Below are 15,430 nucleotides of genomic sequence, written 5' to 3'. Positions count from 1 at the left end.
TCGGTAGCGATAGACAAAGAGGTTGACATTTACAATATGGCACCTATAAATATAGGTCATTTAGTTTCAATTAGCCGTAGGGCTTTTTTGTGTACCTCAACACATGATATCATCGACATTAAGCGGCGACTTGTTTATAAGCCAATAACGATTGGTAATGGGGTGTGGATTGGAGCTGAGGCATATGTAGGTCCTGGGGTAACGATTGGTGATGGTGCAGTAGTTGCTGCAAGGGCTGTTGTTACGAAAGATGTTCCGGCTTGGACGGTTGTAGGTGGAAATCCGGCAAAAATTATCAAGGAACGGCAAGTCGAAAAAGAGAAGTGGTTAGAGGCTTTTGGTCAGTTAGAAAAAACATATCCGATTAACCATAATAAATAAAATAAAAATATCTTATAAAGATGAAAAATACTATTGCAGCAATCATCTTAACAAAAAATGAAGAGCAGCATATTGAAAGATGTATTTCTTCATTGGTAGGAGTGTGTGAGGAAATTATTGTGGTAGATTCTTATAGTACAGATAATACCGTACAAATAGCAAAAGACATGGGAGCAAAAGTCTTTCAAAATACATGGAAGAATTATGCAACACAATTTAATTTTGGTATTAAAAAATGTAACATTCAGTCGGAATGGATTTGGAGGATAGATGCGGATGAATATCTTGATAAAGGTCTTGCAAAAAACGTAAAGGAGGCTATATCAAAATGTCCAGAGCACGTAACGGGAGTTTATGTAAAGAAGCGTATAGATTTCATGGGTAAACCTCTATTACATGGAGGGTGGTATCCTGCATATCATTTAAAGATATTTAGGAAAGGATATGGAGAATGTGAAAATCGGTGGATGGATGAGCATATTAGGCTAACAGAAGGTAAAACTATTACTGTAGAAAAAGGTGATCAGGTGGATTCTAATTTGAATAATCTTACGTGGTGGACTGAAAAACATAATGGTTACGCAACACGTGAAATGGTTGATATGTTGATGACCGAATATGGATTAGATGAACGTAAAAGAGAAATTACTCCAAAGTTCTATGGTACAGAAGAACAGCGTAAGCGTTGGCTTAAAATAAAATATATAAAAACTCCATTGTTTATAAGGCCATTTATTAATTTTGTGTTTCGCTATATTATAAAAGGCGGTTTCCTTGATGGAAAGGAGGGATTCTTGTGGCATATATTACAAGGTTTTTGGTATAGGATGCTTGTAGATGCTAAAATTTTTGAACTAAAGAAGCAATTCAATTGGGATAAAGATAAGATAAAGGAATATCTTATTGACAATTACGTTGGATAAATTATTTCATGAAATTCTCCGTCATCACAACATGTTTTAATCGTGCAGGGACGATTCGGGAGACCATCGAGAGTGCGTTGGTGCAGGACTATCGGGATATGGAATATATCGTGGTGGACGGGGCTTCGACGGATGGAACTTTAGATGTTATTCGGGAATATGAGGACCGTATTGACAAAATTGTTTCCGAGAAGGACAGCGGGATGTATGAAGCTATCAATAAGGGGATTCGTCTGGCAGCTGGTGACGTGATTTGCTTGTTGCATTCTGATGATGTGTTTTATGACAATCGTACGCTCTCTGATGTGGCTACAGCTTTTGAGCAGCACGATGCTGATTTTGTCTATGCTGATGGACTTTATGCGGATGCGAAAAATCCGCAGAAGATTATCAGAAACTGGATTGGCGGACAATACAAACGTTGGAAAGTGCGTATGGGGTGGTTACCATTACATCCCACGTGTTATATCCGGCGGGAGGTGATGCTGCGCGAAGGTTTGTATGATGAGCGTTACAAGATTGCAGCAGACACAGACCTCCTAATCAGATATTTATATGAAAGGAAGTTGCGGGTGGAATATCTGCACCGTTATGTGGTTCGGATGCGCATGGGCGGATTGTCCACCGACCGCCAGAAACGGCAGATGATGTGGAATGAGGATGTGGAAATCTATCGTTCGCATGGTTTTGCTCCCGTTTCCGCGAAGTTGATGAAGATGGCATGGAAGGTGCCGCAATTCATATCGGCGAAGTTTGTCCGCATATAGGCGAAATATGAAAAATACTCAGTAAAGATTGATGGGGCAGAATTTTTTCTTTCAGTTGTTACGAAATGAGCTTTGGCGCAAGGGTGATGTTCCCGATGCGCTGACTTTCGAGGAGTTTGATGTCGTGAATGTCATGGCGCGCGAGCAGACGGTGGCGGGGCTGGTGTGCAACGCTATTGTCAGAAACAATGTGCGGACGGGCGACGACAACGCCATGCGTGCGATGGCGGTGAAGGTCAATCACGAGCGCAGGGCGATGAAGATGGCTGAGGTGCTCCGCGTGTTGACCGCGTGTTTGGATAAGCATCGTGTGAACTATGTGGTGTTCAAGGGGCAGACACTTGCGGAGTTGTATCCTGAACCTGTCATGCGAACGCTGGGCGATATCGATTTCTATTGTGCGCCGGCTGATGAGGAGCGGGCACGGCGGGCTGTTGAGCAGGAGATGGGTGTGACTGTCGATGTGGTTGAACTTGACAAACATCATAGTTTTTATTACGACGGCATCCGCATCGAACTGCACTACCGCATGGAAACGTTTGGCTCTTCCCGCCATCAGCGCTATTTTGATGCGCTTGTTGAGCGCACCATGAGCAAGCCTTCGAGCATGCAGATAGGCGCTTTGTCGGTGAAAACCATGCCGCCGATGATGACGATACTCGTCTGTTTCAAGCACTTGTTCAACCATTTCCTGGTCGAGGGCGTCGGTTTGCGACAGATTTGCGACATGGCGATGCTGTTCTCGCGGTATCATGACGAGATTGATGCGGACGAGTTATGGCACCATCTCAGTATGTTGGGCTATGCGAAGGCATTCAAGGCGGTGGGTGCTCTGACGGTGAAACACGTCGGATTTCCGGCAGAGGCATTTCCTTTCGCCCTCACGAAGCGTGACTACCGATGGGCAGACAGGATGATGAAAGAGGTGTTGAAACGAGGAAACTTCGGGAAGTATCACCGCCGTGAGACACAGGACGGTGCGGCAAAAAGCCTCGAGACGGCACGGATAGCTTTCGGTCATTGTGCGCGTTTCCTGCCTCTGGCTCCGTGGGACATCCTTTGCCTGATGCCCCGACGGGTGTCTGTCACGATGAAAAAATATCTCGCATGATGTGAGGGAATCGAATACTATGGACACATGAAAAATGCTTGCCGGTTTTGGCAAGCATTTTTTTCCTGACTTCGTCAATGCGCCACCCAAATTAAGATTTGTTGCCAGATATGTCGAAAAGTGGTTTCACTGCGAGGTGCTTCTCCGTCAAGAAGAGTGTCTTAGTGAAGTAAGTCCCGTTTTTAGGCATCCTTACCCTGATTGTCGTGATAGTTTTGGCTGCCTCAAGCACCTTATCGACACTCATCCCAATCTTGTTAATGGCAATGAGTCGCTCCAGTTCCTTATATACCTTATAGGCGATGAAGCAAATGCAGACATGTGCCTCTATCCTACGTTCTGTAAAATGAAACATCGGACGCATTTCCAGAGTTCCTTTTGAAATACGGAATGCACGTTCCACCACCCAGAGTCCATGATACTCGGCAATGACACGCTCGGCGTCAAGGTCTGTATTGGTGATGTAGCCCTTGAGTCCGTCCCACTGGCAGTCCTCTGCAATCTTCTCTTCGCTGATGACGACTTCTATGTCCTTGCTGATTTCAAGAAACTTGTTGTAGCCACGCTTGTTCACCTGACTCTTCGTGATGCGTCCGGTCTTATAGGCTTTTCTCAATCGGACAATTCCGCGGTCACGGTTGTAGGCATCCTTCTTTGCACGCTTGTCGGAATAACTGACGATAAGTCTTTCCCCATTCTCACGTTTGTAGTCGTAACAGGCTTTATCAACCTTCTCTAAAGAGAGAATCCATTGCTTCACGCTTGCGCTCTCGCTCTTGATGCGGGCTCCAAGTATGTAGTTGTAGCCAGCCTCCTGCAGCAAAGTGACATTGTTCTTGTTCATCAAGCCTGAGTCTGCCACCACAACAAAATCTTTCCCCAGATTGAAACGCTGCTTGAAGTCATCTATCATTGGTATCATGGTGAAGCCCTCATACTGGCTGCCGTTGAACAGAGAGTATGAAAGCGGGTAGCCTCCTTCTGATACAAGCAGACCGAGTATAACCTGTGACTCTGCCGTCTTTCCATCCTTTGAAAACCCCGGTTCACGCAATACGTCCGTCTGTGCTGTCTCAAAGTAGAGCGTCGTCACGTCGTAGAACATCAATCCAATCTTGCCTCCGAACAGTTTCCGGGTGTGCTCTACGCTAATCTGCTGCGCAAGCTCCATCTGGGTATTGTAGAGCTTGTCCATGTAGCGATAGATGTGGTTGAGGTCAACATCTTCATCATAATATGACTTCAGGTAATCTACTGTGGCAAGTTTGCTTCTGGGCTGCGACACCCTTGCGATTACCAAATGACGCAGAATCTCATCGGGAATCCGGTTGAAGCCGATGCTGTCATAGACTTGATCAAGCAGAAGCCGAGTACCGTTTATCAACACGTTGTCAATATTGCTAAGGAAACGCTCTGTCTCCTCGACTTCCTTTCCCTTGCGGTCATCAAAGTCAAGTTCTTGCTGACCGCCAAATGAACGTATCCATGCAGCAGCCTTATCGCATAATGAATGTATTTCCTCTTCGGATGTAGAGGAGCCAAACGATTTTATTTCTTTATACTTTCCACTCGCTTTACTGACCACTACCACACTTGTAGAGCCGGAACGATTGTGTTTCTTGCGTACATACATGGTGCAAAGGTACACGTTTTTCGCTTGCGCCACCCAAACCACCCAATAATTTTACGTAACTCGCTGATTATCATTGTGCGCTATATGATGGCGCAAAAAAGTGATGAAGTCAGGGGACACATGAAAAATGCTTGCCGGTTTTGGCAAGCATTTTTTTGTTTGTTTTTGAGTAGTTGTCCCAACAGTTCCCGTGGGTCTAAAACATCTGAATCTTATAGGCTAATGTCACTGTTATCAGGTTTTGCTTGGCATTTCCGAGTAGGGTTTTTGCCCTTTCAGAGCGTGCCAGTTTCCTGACAGGCAGGTGATAGGTGGCTTCAACGGCGAGATTCTTGAAAGAGAACTCGGCACCAAAGGGAATGAGCAGGTCGCCGGAACGAATATCTTTCTTGATTTTACTCTCGACATCATTGACAATCGACTTTGCCTTAACAACTCTTGAGAGGTGCAATCCGGTAAAGATGTTGAGGTTTTTCATGACGTAATACCGCAGTTTGTATTGTGTATTGAGAAAGTCGAACTTGTAATAATATGGACCTGCAGAAGGTAAAGAGCCGTCTTCGTTGGGTATGACGTTGTTATGATAGACATTATCGGAACCGACACGGGCGTACATCAAATCGAAACAAACGGCAAATCGCTCTGTGATATGCGACTCAACAAATACTCCGGCATTGACTCCAATCTTTGCATCGCCACCGAGTGACGACAGGTTTGAGTAGGCAATACCGGCTTTTGGTCCGACATATAAATCCCATGGGTCGAACCATGGTTTTCGCTCCTGTGCTACGCTGACGATGGAAGCGGTCAGCAAAGCGGAAATAATCAATAGTTTTCTCATTCTCTTTCGTATTTGGTTGCAAAGATAGTGAAAAGCCCCAACAATACAAAACGAATCTGTCACTTTTTTATTTTAGGTGTATTTTACTTCATGAAAATTTAATTCAAATTAACAAAATTAGTATTCTTTTGAGCAGAAAGTTTTACAACCAAAAAGTTGAAAAATAGGAATGAAAAGCGGAAAGTTTGTGGAATAAATATACAAATTGCGCATTTTGTCGATGCTATTTTCGGAGTTGGTTTGTGAAAGTGCCACTTTCAGGTTGCAAAAGTTCAACTTTGGGAATGTAAAAGTTGAACTAACAGACCTTAAAAGTTTAACTTTTTGGGCGTTATTCCGGCATTTTTCGAGGGTAAAATTTGCCTTTTTAGGGTGAATTGCTTGATAGTCAACGGGTTGCGAAAATGCTCATGTTTTGCGTGTAGGCGACCGACGTTCAACTTGCTTCCAAATATCGCAAGCATTTGGCGTTTCGTTGACTTTTCGGGTTGTTAACGAAGTTTAATTTCAGGTACCGTTATGGTTCTTTGATGAGCGATTGGTGGTAAAAGTGGAGTCCGTTGTTTTGTTGACGTGAATTCTATATAGTTGCGAATGTTCAATAAAAAATGCTAATGGTTTTTGTCGTTTGGGCTTTTTTTTCTACTTTTGGAGCTTGAAAAATGAGATAAGGATGAAAAAGAATAGTAAATACATTGCATTGATTATATTTGCACTGATGCCCTTTTCGGGTGTCGCACAGAAGATTACGTTGGGTTCTTGCGACGTGAAAGACGGAACGATTACCGGAACCTATCAAGGCGAGATGGCGGGTGGAAAGCCCCACGGAAAGGGGCGCACCGTCTATCAGAACGGAAACATCTACGAGGGAGACTACGTGAAAGGCAAACGGCAGGGCGACGGTGTCTATACCTTCAACGACGGCGAACGCTATGAGGGCAAGTGGTTTCAGGGGCATCAGCACGGTTTCGGCACCTTTTATTTTCAGAACGACAATAAGTATGTGGGCTATTGGTATAAGGACTACCAGCAGGACGAAGGCACCATGTTCTACTATAACGGCGACAAGTATGAAGGCAACTGGTATCAGGACAAGCGTTCGGGAAAAGGGCGCTACACCTTCGCCAGCGGTGCCTATTATGACGGCGAGTGGAAAGACGACATGAAAAACGGGAAAGGTTTTTATGATTGGGGCAACGGTACGACCTACGACGGCATGTGGCTCAACAACGAGCGGTCGGGGAAAGGTGTCTTCAAATATGCCGACGGCGATGTGTACGACGGTCATTGGAAGAACGATGTGCAGCACGGGAAGGGTGTCTATCGCTTCAGCAACGGCGATGTGTATGAAGGCGACTATGCACACGGAGAGCGCACGGGAGAAGGCATCTTCAAAATGGCGAACGGCGCACGATATACCGGGCATTTCGACAATGGTGAGCGCTCAGGAATCGGAGTGTTCATCTGGCAGAACGGCGATTCATACACCGGCGCATGGAGCAACGACCAGCAGAACGGGAAAGGAAAACTCGTGAAGCGAAACGGCGACGTGATTGAAGGAACGTTCAAGAACGGACAGATGGACGGCGAGATGACCATACACTATCAGAACGGCGACCGCTTCAGGGGAACCTACCGTAACGGCAAGCGCAACGGTCCGGCGAAAGAGCAAACGAAAGACGGAAAGTTCTTCGAAGGGACCTACGTCAACGGTGAGCGCGACGGGAAGTTTGTTGAGAAAGACCGCAACGGACATGTGACGGCACGCGGAGAATACCGCAACGGCAGACGCATAGCAGAGTAGGGAGATGCCCGTCGGAGTTGGCAAGAAAAAGAAACGAACATGATAATAGACACATTAGCGCATTTTGAGGATTACGTCAAAATGCATCCACTGTTTGATGAAGTGGCAAAATTCCTGCGCAATAACCGCCTTGCGGAAATGCCCGAAGGCATCTATCCCGTCAAGGGCGATGACGTGACGGTCAACGTGCAGATTCAAAACGGAAAGACCCGCGACGAGGCAAGCCTGGAGGCACATCGCCGGATGATTGACATCCAGGTGCCTATCAGCACGGATGAGACCTATGGCGTGTCACCTCTGGAAAGCCTTCCTGAAACGGATTTCGACGAAGAGCGTGACTGCAGCTTATGGCATGGGACGGCAGCCGAGAACTATGTGACGTGCACGCCGGACATGTTTGTCGTATTCTTTCCGCAAGACGCACACGCACCCCTCATCACTCCCGCTGCGAAACTGAAAAAAGCGGTCTTTAAAGTGAAAGTATAAGCATCGTGAAAAAACAGACAAAGAAACATATCGGACTCGTGAAGAACGACGCATGGCTGGAACCATTCGAGGAGGCTATCGTCGGACGGCATGAGCACGCCTCGTGGAAATTGAACCAGTTGACCGGTAACGGCAAAATGAGCCTGGCGGATTTCGCCAGCGGACACGACTACTACGGCTTGCACCGGACTGCCGACGGATGGGTGTTCCGCGAGTGGGCACCCAACGCTACGCAACTGTATCTGATAGGCGATTTCAACGATTGGAAGGAGGATGAAGCCTTCCGTGCCCAACCCGTCTCGGAAACGGGAAACTGGGAACTGACCATGCCCGCCGACGTGTTGCATCATGGCGACCATTACAAGATGAGCGTCCACTGGAACGGCGGACAGGGAGAGCGCATCCCTGCATGGACAAGGCGGGTGGTGCAAGACCCGCAGACACACCTTTTCTCCGCACAAGTGTGGGAGCCGGAGGAGCCTTATCGGTGGAAGAAAAAGCGTTTTAAGCCGCAGACCGAGCCACTACTTATCTATGAATGCCACGTCGGCATGGGACAAGATGCCGAGCGGGTAGGGACGTATGTGGAGTTCCGGGAGAAAATTTTGCCGAGAATCGTAGCCGACGGCTACAACTGCATCCAGATCATGGCTGTGCAGGAGCACCCTTACTATGGCTCGTTCGGCTATCATGTGAGCTCATTCTTTGCTCCCTCCAGTCGTTTCGGTACACCGGAGGAACTGAAAGCGCTCATCGATGCTGCCCACCAACAGGGAATAGCCGTGATTATGGACCTTGTTCATTCGCACGCCGTGAAGAACGAGCGTGAAGGATTGGGCAATCTCGCAGGTGATCCCTGTCAGTATTTCTGCACGGGCGACCGCCGTGAGCATCCGGCATGGGACTCGCTTTGCTTCGATTACGGGAAAGACCAGGTGTTGCACTTCCTGCTGAGCAACTGCAAGTATTGGCTGGAAGAGTATCATTTCGACGGCTTCCGCTTCGACGGCGTTACGTCGATGCTCTATTACAGTCACGGACTTGGAGAAGCGATTGGCAGTTATGCTGACTACTTCAACGGACGCCAAGACGACGATGCCATCTGCTATCTCACGTTAGCCAACCTGTTGATTCACGAGATTCGTCCCCATGCGCTCACCATTGCTGAGGAAGTCAGTGGGATGCCGGGGCTGACCGTGAAGTTCAATCAGGGCGGATATGGTTTCGACTACCGCATGGCGATGAACATTCCCGACTATTGGATAAAACTGATTAAGGAAGAAAAGGACGAGGATTGGAAGCCGAGCGCTCTCTTCTGGGAAATGAAAAACCGCCGCGCCGACGAGAAAACCATCAGTTATTGCGAGAGTCACGACCAGGCACTCGTCGGCGACAAGACGATTATTTTCCGGCTGGTCGATGCCGATATGTACTGGCATTTCAAGAAAGGAGACGAGAACGAAACGGTGCGTCGTGGTATAGCCCTTCACAAGATAATCCGTTTGGTGACCTTGGGCACGATGAACGGCGGCTATCTGAACTTCATGGGAAACGAGTTCGGACACCCGGAATGGATAGATTTCCCGCGCGAAGGAAACGGATGGAGCCATCAATATGCCCGCCGGCAGTGGAACTTGGTTGATAATCAAGAGCTTTGCTATCACTGGTTGGGCGATTTCGACCGTGAGATGCTGCAGATGGTCAAGAATGAGCCACACTTTGCAAAGACACCAGTCACGGAAATCTGGCATAACGACGGCGATCAGGTGCTTGCATTCATGCGTGGCAATCTGCTGTTTGTGTTCAATTTCTCACCACAGCATTCCTATACTGACTACGGTTTCCTGGTTCCTGCCGGTAGCTACGGGACCGTGCTGAACACCGACTCGGCGACTTTCGGCGGCAATGGCTTTGCTGACGACGCGATGACACACTTCACAAATCATGATGACCTCTACACCCCTACAGGTAAGGAGTGGCTGAAACTCTACCTTCCTGCACGTTCAGCGGTTGTGTTAAAGAAAAACGAGGAGAATTGATGAAAAAGCGAAAAGTTTCCAGGTTGATGCATCTGACGTGCGCAGTGCTTTTCTGCACCGTCACATTCCTGTATCTCTATTATTATCAGGCGCATGTATTGACCGTCATACAGCATGTGCTCTCAGGCGGAAACACCCATTATGACCGCACGATAGGTGCCATCCTGTTGACCTTGACGCTCTATCTGGTGCACTTGGCGGTGTATGGCATCACGCGTCTGAATAAGCGTATGCATGCCTTTACCTATTTCCCATCGATACTGTTCTTGACGGTGTTGACCAGTGGTCCGCAGCCACCGAATGCGCCGTTCCTCTTTGGCAACTGGACTTGGGTGGCACCGCTGCTGCTCATCATTTATGTCTTCGTTGTCTATCTGTCGAAAAAGATACAACCCTATGAGGTGGAAATCAATTCGAAGGGATTCTTCTCGCAGCTGATGTGGATCAATGTATTTACGCTGGTGCTGATGTTTATCTTCGTCGGGCTGTTCAGTAATCATAATGATGTGTTCCATTACAAGGCAAAAGTGGAAGTCTGCATTCAGGACGACAAGCTGGACGAGGCATTGGAAGTAGGGAAGAACGCTCCGGTAACCGACAGTACGCTGACCATGCTGCGTGCCTATGCATTGGCACGGAAAGGAGAACTGCCGGAGAGATTGTTCGAATATCCGCTGACGGGGGGCAGTAAGGCGTTGCTTCCTGACGGCAAGAATGTGAACCCGCTGCTGCTTTCGGCAAAGCGTATTTTGAGGTACTCCAAGAAAAGAATCGTGTCGTCCGATTACAAGTTGATGGCACTCTTGATGGATAGGAAGTTAAAGGAGTTTGTCGTAAAGTATGGAGAGTATAAGTTACGTCCAGACACCGTGACAAACCGACAGGCTGCCGACACTACGGCTATCCCCAAGCATTATCGTGAGGCACTGGCAATCTATTATCATCATCGAAATGGTGTGATGGGACAAGATACAGCTATGGCAGCAGACTATGCCGATTTCCTTGTGTTGAAGAAAAAATATGGAAATCAAAGTCCTGCGACGGTCAAAGATAAATATGGAAAGACCTATTGGTGGTATTACTTCTACCAATAGGTCTCTGACCACTTAATATTCAGCGTGCCAATTATTTTCCAGCCAGCTTCTCCCGGATATAGGCAAGCGCCTTTATCCAATCTGTGTCCAACGAGAATTGGGTAAGGAAATTGTTGTTACCGCAATACGCATTCACAAACGCCAAGTCCGTGTCGTTGAAGCGGGGATTCTGCAGTGTTGCCTCCTTGAAGGCATTGATGACATTGCTCCTGTCTTTCTTCTTGTTGGCTTTTGTGAGCTTACTGGTAAACAGGTTAACGAACTCATACATGGCAAACGCTTGGTAGTCGAGCATGTATGCAGAACTGTCAGGCATCACCTCGCGCGATTTCTGCGCCATGTAGTTGAGCGCATCCACCTTGAAGGTCGCCACCTTGCGCAATTCCAAGGCTTTGTTCTCATTGTTGGCTACTTCCGTGGACATGCGGAGGATTTCCTGATAAACATCCTGTGCGGATGTGTTGACAATTGCCATGCACAAAAGTGCGGCTCCTAATATTAGTCTTTTCATGGTTCAATAGTGTTATTTCATTAATTATCTGTGATTTTATTTGCTTACTCGCTTTTGGTTTCTTGCGACAAAATCTTTCCATCCCCTGTAAGATACCTGGGATTCCGGACGACCGTCTTGCATGAAATGGCAATAGGCTGCTCCGAGCGCATCCGTCGCATCCATGAAGCGCGGCATCTCTTGTGCGTCGAGGTTCAGCAGTCTTTGCAGCATGCCTGCCACCTGCTCCTTCGAGGCTTGTCCGCGTCCGGTAATTGCCATCTTGATTTTGAGTGGCGCATATTCGTGAATCGGTATGTCGTGATGGATGGCAGCCGCAATGGCAACCCCTTGTGCGCGTCCGAGTTTCAGCATCGATTGCACGTTTTTGCCAAAGAACGGAGCTTCGATAGCCATCTCGTCAGGCAGGTACTCGTCGATGATGCCGGTCACGCGCTCGAAGATTTTTCCCAGTCGCAGGTACGGGTCGCCCATCTTTCTGAGGTCGATAACCCCCATGGCAACCATCTCAGGCTTGTTGGCGATGACTTTTATCACGCCGTAGCCCATTACGTTCGTTCCCGGGTCGATTCCGAGAATAATCTTCTCCGTTGTTCTTTTGGCTTTCCTGTTGTTCATGCCGTTCAGACCGATTTGGTTTCTATCTATCCATATAAGGATTGTGTTTGAGTTCTTCTCCTATGGTTGTCTGCCCTCCATGTCCCGGCAGGACAATCGTTTCGTCGGGAAGTTGTGCCAGCGTGCGCAGGCTTTGTATGATTTGCATCATGCTGCCGCCTTGCAAATCGGTCCTTCCGATAGACATTTGGAAAAGCGTGTCGCCCGTGAAGAGTACGTTCTCCTTTTTGTTGTAGAAGCATACCGAGCCTCGTGAGTGTCCAGGAGTCGGGATAATTTGCAGTGTCTGGTTTCCGAACGTAATGTTCTTATCTTCTTCGAAAAACCTCTCAACGGCAGGGTATTCTTCTTCGAGCTGCATGTGGTAGAATGTTTCTGCCTGTGCATGCAGATTGTTCATCATCCGCTCGTCTTCCTTAGCAATTTCCGGACGCAGTCCGAACTGCTCGAAGATGGTGGTATTGCCGAAATTGTGGTCGAGGTGCCCGTGGGTAGCCAGCAGGCGTTTCGGGGTAAGTCCGTTCGTTCGGATATAGTCCACGATGGCAATCCGTTCTTCGTCATAGAATGCTCCGCAGTCGATGATTACACATTCCTTGGTCTCATCGCTTACGACGTAGCAATTCTCGTCGAGCATATTGCAGATAAACCGCTGTACGTTAATCATATAGGTAAATAGATTAAATATTTTTCTTTAAACCATTCTTCGTCAAACCAGTTGCTGATTTCCATTACTTCGATGCTTTTGCGGAAGGGATGGATTTCCCCGTCGATATTCCCGCCTTTCAGGCAAAAGATGCCGTTAGGCATTGCGTTCTGATGTTTGTTGGAAATGTTCTTGCGCACCAATTTGCACAAGTCGGGTAGTGGCATTACCGCCCTGCTGACAACGAAGTCGAATTTCTCTTTCTCTTCCTCTCCACGTATTTGCATGGCTTGCACGTTGCTCAGTCCGACGGCTGTGGCAATTTCCTTGGTGACGAGTATTTTCTTTCCCGTTCCGTCAATCAGTTTGAATTGGCATTCGGGGAACATGATGGCAAGTGGAATGCCCGGGAATCCGCCTCCGGTTCCTAAATCGAGGATGCGTGTTCCTTTTTTGAAGTTCAAGGCTTTTGCGATGCTCAGTGAATGGAGTACATGGTGCAGATAGAGATGCTCAATGTCTTTTCGTGAAATGACGTTGATTTTCTCATTCCATTCGCGGTAGAGCGTGCCAAGCTGTTCAAACTGTCTGCCTTGCTCCTCGCTGAGGTGGGGGAAGTATTTCAATATCTCGTTCATATCTTTAGCCATTTTTTCAGGTCACTGTATTCTACGTCCACATGGATTTCCCCCTTCAGCCTGTTGGCAATCTCACCACTTATATATATAAATGTAATGCTATTCTCGTTGAGCAAGAAATTGTGCGAAGGGTAGGCATCCCTGCTGGCGAAGAATCCTTCCTGCAGGAGGTCGTCAGTGCTCTTGTCTTCTTGTTTGCCCAGTTGCTTTAGGATGACTGCCCCGACAGCCGACTCAGAGCCGTCGTCAAGGATATCGCTCAGTGAAAGTATCTTTCCCGAGCGCTCATCGATATTCCTCGCGAGCGTGTATTCCGTATTTTGTTCTCCGGAAATGATGCTGATGTTTGCGATATAGTTTGTGATGCCCTCTTTGCCGCCTTGTGTTTTTGTCGTCACCTCGAAAAATTGCTGACCGTATGCCTTGTTGGCTTCTTTCTGAAAGATTGGGGTGTAAAATTCCCGATAGTCATTGATGTATCTTTTCACGAAAGAGTCAACAGCTTCTTTCGGCGATAAACTCATGGTCGTGAGCGACAGGTAGTCGGGTACCAATATACCGCTCCTGATGAGGCTGTCGTTAATCTGCCGTGCGTGCTCTCCCTTTGCAATCTTAATGTCCAACTTCAAGATGCATTGAGGAGCGTTCATGTCAGAAGTTAGAGTGGCGACAGTGTCGATGGCGATGCTGTCGAACTCAATGCCAGAAGGACGTTGTGTATGGTTGCTGTCCTTGCAACAAGTCAGAGCCGTTACAAGGATGAGGAATATGATTGCTGTGAACTGTCGTTTCATTTCAACTTTGTTGATTCGTCGCTGCAAAAGTAAAGAAAATAATTGAGAAAAGGAGTTTTATGCGCAAGTATTTGTTGAAAACGGCAAATATAAGAGCGTATTCAACCTAAATCAGTCATGAGAACGATTAGATATTCTGAATACAAAGTCTAATGTCCGATTTGGATTCAAGAGACTTGTTCGGCAATGATTTCTCAACGTGCCTCTTCCTTGATGCTCAAGAAATATCCCAGTTTGTGGAATTTGAAAAGCAGTAAAGAGGGGTGTGCTGAAATCAGATTCTTGCGTATCGGTTTTTGAGTAATGCGGTATAACGCTCGTATAATGCCGTCCAACCTGTTCTTTTTGAGGCGGTTGGCTGTGGTGAGCAGTTGGGAGAATCCCTCGAGTTGGTCCTTATATTTATATAATGTGTGTAAAGCCGTTTCCGTTTTTTGGAGATAAGCGAGGTTGTCTTCAAAATCCACGAAGAGCACGGGATTATCAATGTGACTGATGGTGATGCTGTTCTCTTTTAATGTCCGTCCCCATAACACATCCTCGTAGCCATATTCCTTAATCTGTTCATCGAACGGATGTTTGATGAGCACTTCCCGCTGCACTAAGAAGTTTGAAGTGTGAAACTGCTGGTAAGGGTGTCTCGTCCGTTGCTCGCAGGAGTGAGCTTCTTCTCCCTCCACCTCATACAAATATCTGAGATTGCCCTTCCATCTGCGGTCGTCCCTACGCAGAATATATCCGCCATCGATGACCTGAGCCGCATCAGTCGCCAGGTAGTTGCGGATGACGTCTTTTCCGACAGACATGTCGCTGTCGATGAAAAGCAACCATTCGTACTGGGCTTCTCTTGTCAGCAGATTCCGGATGGCAGCCCTTCCTGTGTTTTTTCCTTGAACGATATGCCTGCAATTCTCCAAGTCCAGTATTGCTTTGTTTGCCGCAATCGTCTCCTGATTGGTCGAACCGTCTTCCGCAACGATGATTTCATAGCGGAAATCGCTCCGCAGTGAGATATCTGCAGCCTGGCGCGACAATTCCTCCACCAACTGAGAGCAATTGGTATTGAAGGCGGGCAGCAATATGGACAGTTGGTTCGTCATATTCGTTTGCAAAAATAGAAAGAAAAAACGAAAAACCTTTTGTA

Annotated in this window: 15 protein-coding genes and 1 pseudogene; 8 read left to right on the top strand and 8 right to left on the bottom strand. The window is 47.3% G+C overall.

The window, feature by feature from the left end:
• Positions 1 to 150: 150 nt before the first annotated feature.
• The 4 genes and pseudogenes from GRF55_RS11830 to GRF55_RS06350 all read left to right on the top strand — a co-directional run.
• A pseudogene (locus GRF55_RS11830) lies at positions 151 to 306 on the top strand (DapH/DapD/GlmU-related protein); the annotation flags it as partial.
• A gap of 95 nt (positions 307 to 401) precedes the next feature.
• Positions 402 to 1,304, top strand: a complete 903-nt coding sequence (locus tag GRF55_RS06360; protein ID WP_220367622.1) for a glycosyltransferase family 2 protein — start codon at positions 402 to 404, stop codon at positions 1,302 to 1,304.
• Positions 1,305 to 1,312: 8 nt separating this feature from the next.
• Positions 1,313 to 2,071, top strand: a complete 759-nt coding sequence (locus GRF55_RS06355; protein ID WP_220367621.1) for a glycosyltransferase family 2 protein — start codon at positions 1,313 to 1,315, stop codon at positions 2,069 to 2,071.
• A 31-nt stretch (positions 2,072 to 2,102) separates the two neighbouring features.
• Positions 2,103 to 3,182, top strand: coding sequence for a nucleotidyltransferase family protein (locus GRF55_RS06350; protein ID WP_220367620.1), 1,080 nt, complete (start codon positions 2,103 to 2,105; stop codon positions 3,180 to 3,182).
• 91 nt (positions 3,183 to 3,273) lie between these two features.
• Here GRF55_RS06350 and GRF55_RS06345 read toward each other — a convergent pair whose 3' ends face one another.
• Positions 3,274 to 4,815, bottom strand: a complete 1,542-nt coding sequence (locus GRF55_RS06345) for an IS1634 family transposase (protein WP_172774742.1) — start codon at positions 4,813 to 4,815, stop codon at positions 3,274 to 3,276.
• 196 nt (positions 4,816 to 5,011) lie between these two features.
• The gene (locus tag GRF55_RS06340; RefSeq protein ID WP_220367619.1) at positions 5,012 to 5,656 is read right to left on the bottom strand and encodes an outer membrane beta-barrel protein; all 645 of its coding nucleotides are present in this window, start codon (positions 5,654 to 5,656) and stop codon (positions 5,012 to 5,014) included.
• Between the two features lie 673 nt (positions 5,657 to 6,329).
• On the opposite strand from GRF55_RS06340, the gene GRF55_RS06335 reads away from it, so the two are divergent.
• The 4 genes from GRF55_RS06335 to GRF55_RS06320 are packed head-to-tail and all read left to right on the top strand — an operon-like array spanning position 6,330 to position 11,079.
• Positions 6,330 to 7,460 carry a phosphatidylinositol-4-phosphate 5-kinase gene (locus GRF55_RS06335; protein WP_220367618.1) on the top strand — a complete coding sequence of 377 codons (1,131 nt, stop codon included), beginning with the start codon at positions 6,330 to 6,332 and terminating at the stop codon, positions 7,458 to 7,460.
• Positions 7,461 to 7,499: 39 nt separating this feature from the next.
• Positions 7,500 to 7,946 (top strand): YhcH/YjgK/YiaL family protein, encoded by a 447-nt coding sequence (locus GRF55_RS06330; protein ID WP_220367617.1) that lies wholly within the window; start codon positions 7,500 to 7,502, stop codon positions 7,944 to 7,946.
• The gene (locus tag GRF55_RS06325) at positions 7,943 to 9,985 is read left to right on the top strand and encodes an alpha amylase C-terminal domain-containing protein (RefSeq protein WP_370626762.1); all 2,043 of its coding nucleotides are present in this window, start codon (positions 7,943 to 7,945) and stop codon (positions 9,983 to 9,985) included. Before GRF55_RS06330 ends, GRF55_RS06325 begins: the two co-directional genes overlap by 4 nt.
• Positions 9,985 to 11,079 carry a DUF6057 family protein gene (locus GRF55_RS06320; RefSeq protein ID WP_220367616.1) on the top strand — a complete coding sequence of 365 codons (1,095 nt, stop codon included), beginning with the start codon at positions 9,985 to 9,987 and terminating at the stop codon, positions 11,077 to 11,079. The genes GRF55_RS06325 and GRF55_RS06320 overlap by 1 nt, the downstream gene beginning before the upstream one ends.
• Positions 11,080 to 11,110: 31 nt before the next feature.
• Here GRF55_RS06320 and GRF55_RS06315 read toward each other — a convergent pair whose 3' ends face one another.
• The 6 genes from GRF55_RS06315 to GRF55_RS06290 all read right to left on the bottom strand — a co-directional run bounded on the left by GRF55_RS06315 (position 11,111) and on the right by GRF55_RS06290 (position 15,386).
• Positions 11,111 to 11,590 carry a hypothetical protein gene (locus GRF55_RS06315; RefSeq protein WP_220367615.1) on the bottom strand — a complete coding sequence of 160 codons (480 nt, stop codon included), beginning with the start codon at positions 11,588 to 11,590 and terminating at the stop codon, positions 11,111 to 11,113.
• Between the two features lie 36 nt (positions 11,591 to 11,626).
• Positions 11,627 to 12,208: a crossover junction endodeoxyribonuclease RuvC gene (ruvC, locus tag GRF55_RS06310; protein ID WP_220367614.1), complete on the bottom strand. Its 582-nt coding sequence runs from the start codon at positions 12,206 to 12,208 to the stop codon at positions 11,627 to 11,629.
• Positions 12,209 to 12,230: 22 nt separating this feature from the next.
• Positions 12,231 to 12,875 carry an MBL fold metallo-hydrolase gene (locus tag GRF55_RS06305; RefSeq protein ID WP_220367613.1) on the bottom strand — a complete coding sequence of 215 codons (645 nt, stop codon included), beginning with the start codon at positions 12,873 to 12,875 and terminating at the stop codon, positions 12,231 to 12,233.
• On the bottom strand, positions 12,872 to 13,492 hold the full coding sequence (gene rsmG / locus GRF55_RS06300) for a 16S rRNA (guanine(527)-N(7))-methyltransferase RsmG (RefSeq protein WP_220367612.1): 621 nt from the start codon (positions 13,490 to 13,492) through the stop codon (positions 12,872 to 12,874). Before rsmG ends, GRF55_RS06305 begins: the two co-directional genes overlap by 4 nt.
• Complete coding sequence (locus GRF55_RS06295; RefSeq protein ID WP_220367611.1) at positions 13,489 to 14,286, bottom strand: RsiV family protein; 798 nt, start codon at positions 14,284 to 14,286, stop codon at positions 13,489 to 13,491. Before GRF55_RS06295 ends, rsmG begins: the two co-directional genes overlap by 4 nt.
• A 194-nt stretch (positions 14,287 to 14,480) precedes the next feature.
• A complete protein-coding gene (locus tag GRF55_RS06290) occupies positions 14,481 to 15,386 on the bottom strand; it encodes a glycosyltransferase family 2 protein (RefSeq protein ID WP_220367610.1) in 906 nt (301 codons plus the stop codon).
• Positions 15,387 to 15,430: the final 44 nt, after the last annotated feature.

The sequence above is a fragment of the Prevotella sp. Rep29 genome, assembly GCF_019551475.1.
Classification (GTDB): domain Bacteria; phylum Bacteroidota; class Bacteroidia; order Bacteroidales; family Bacteroidaceae; genus Prevotella.
Note: the sequence above shows the minus strand (reverse complement) of the source record. Positions and strands in the feature narration are given on the sequence as shown.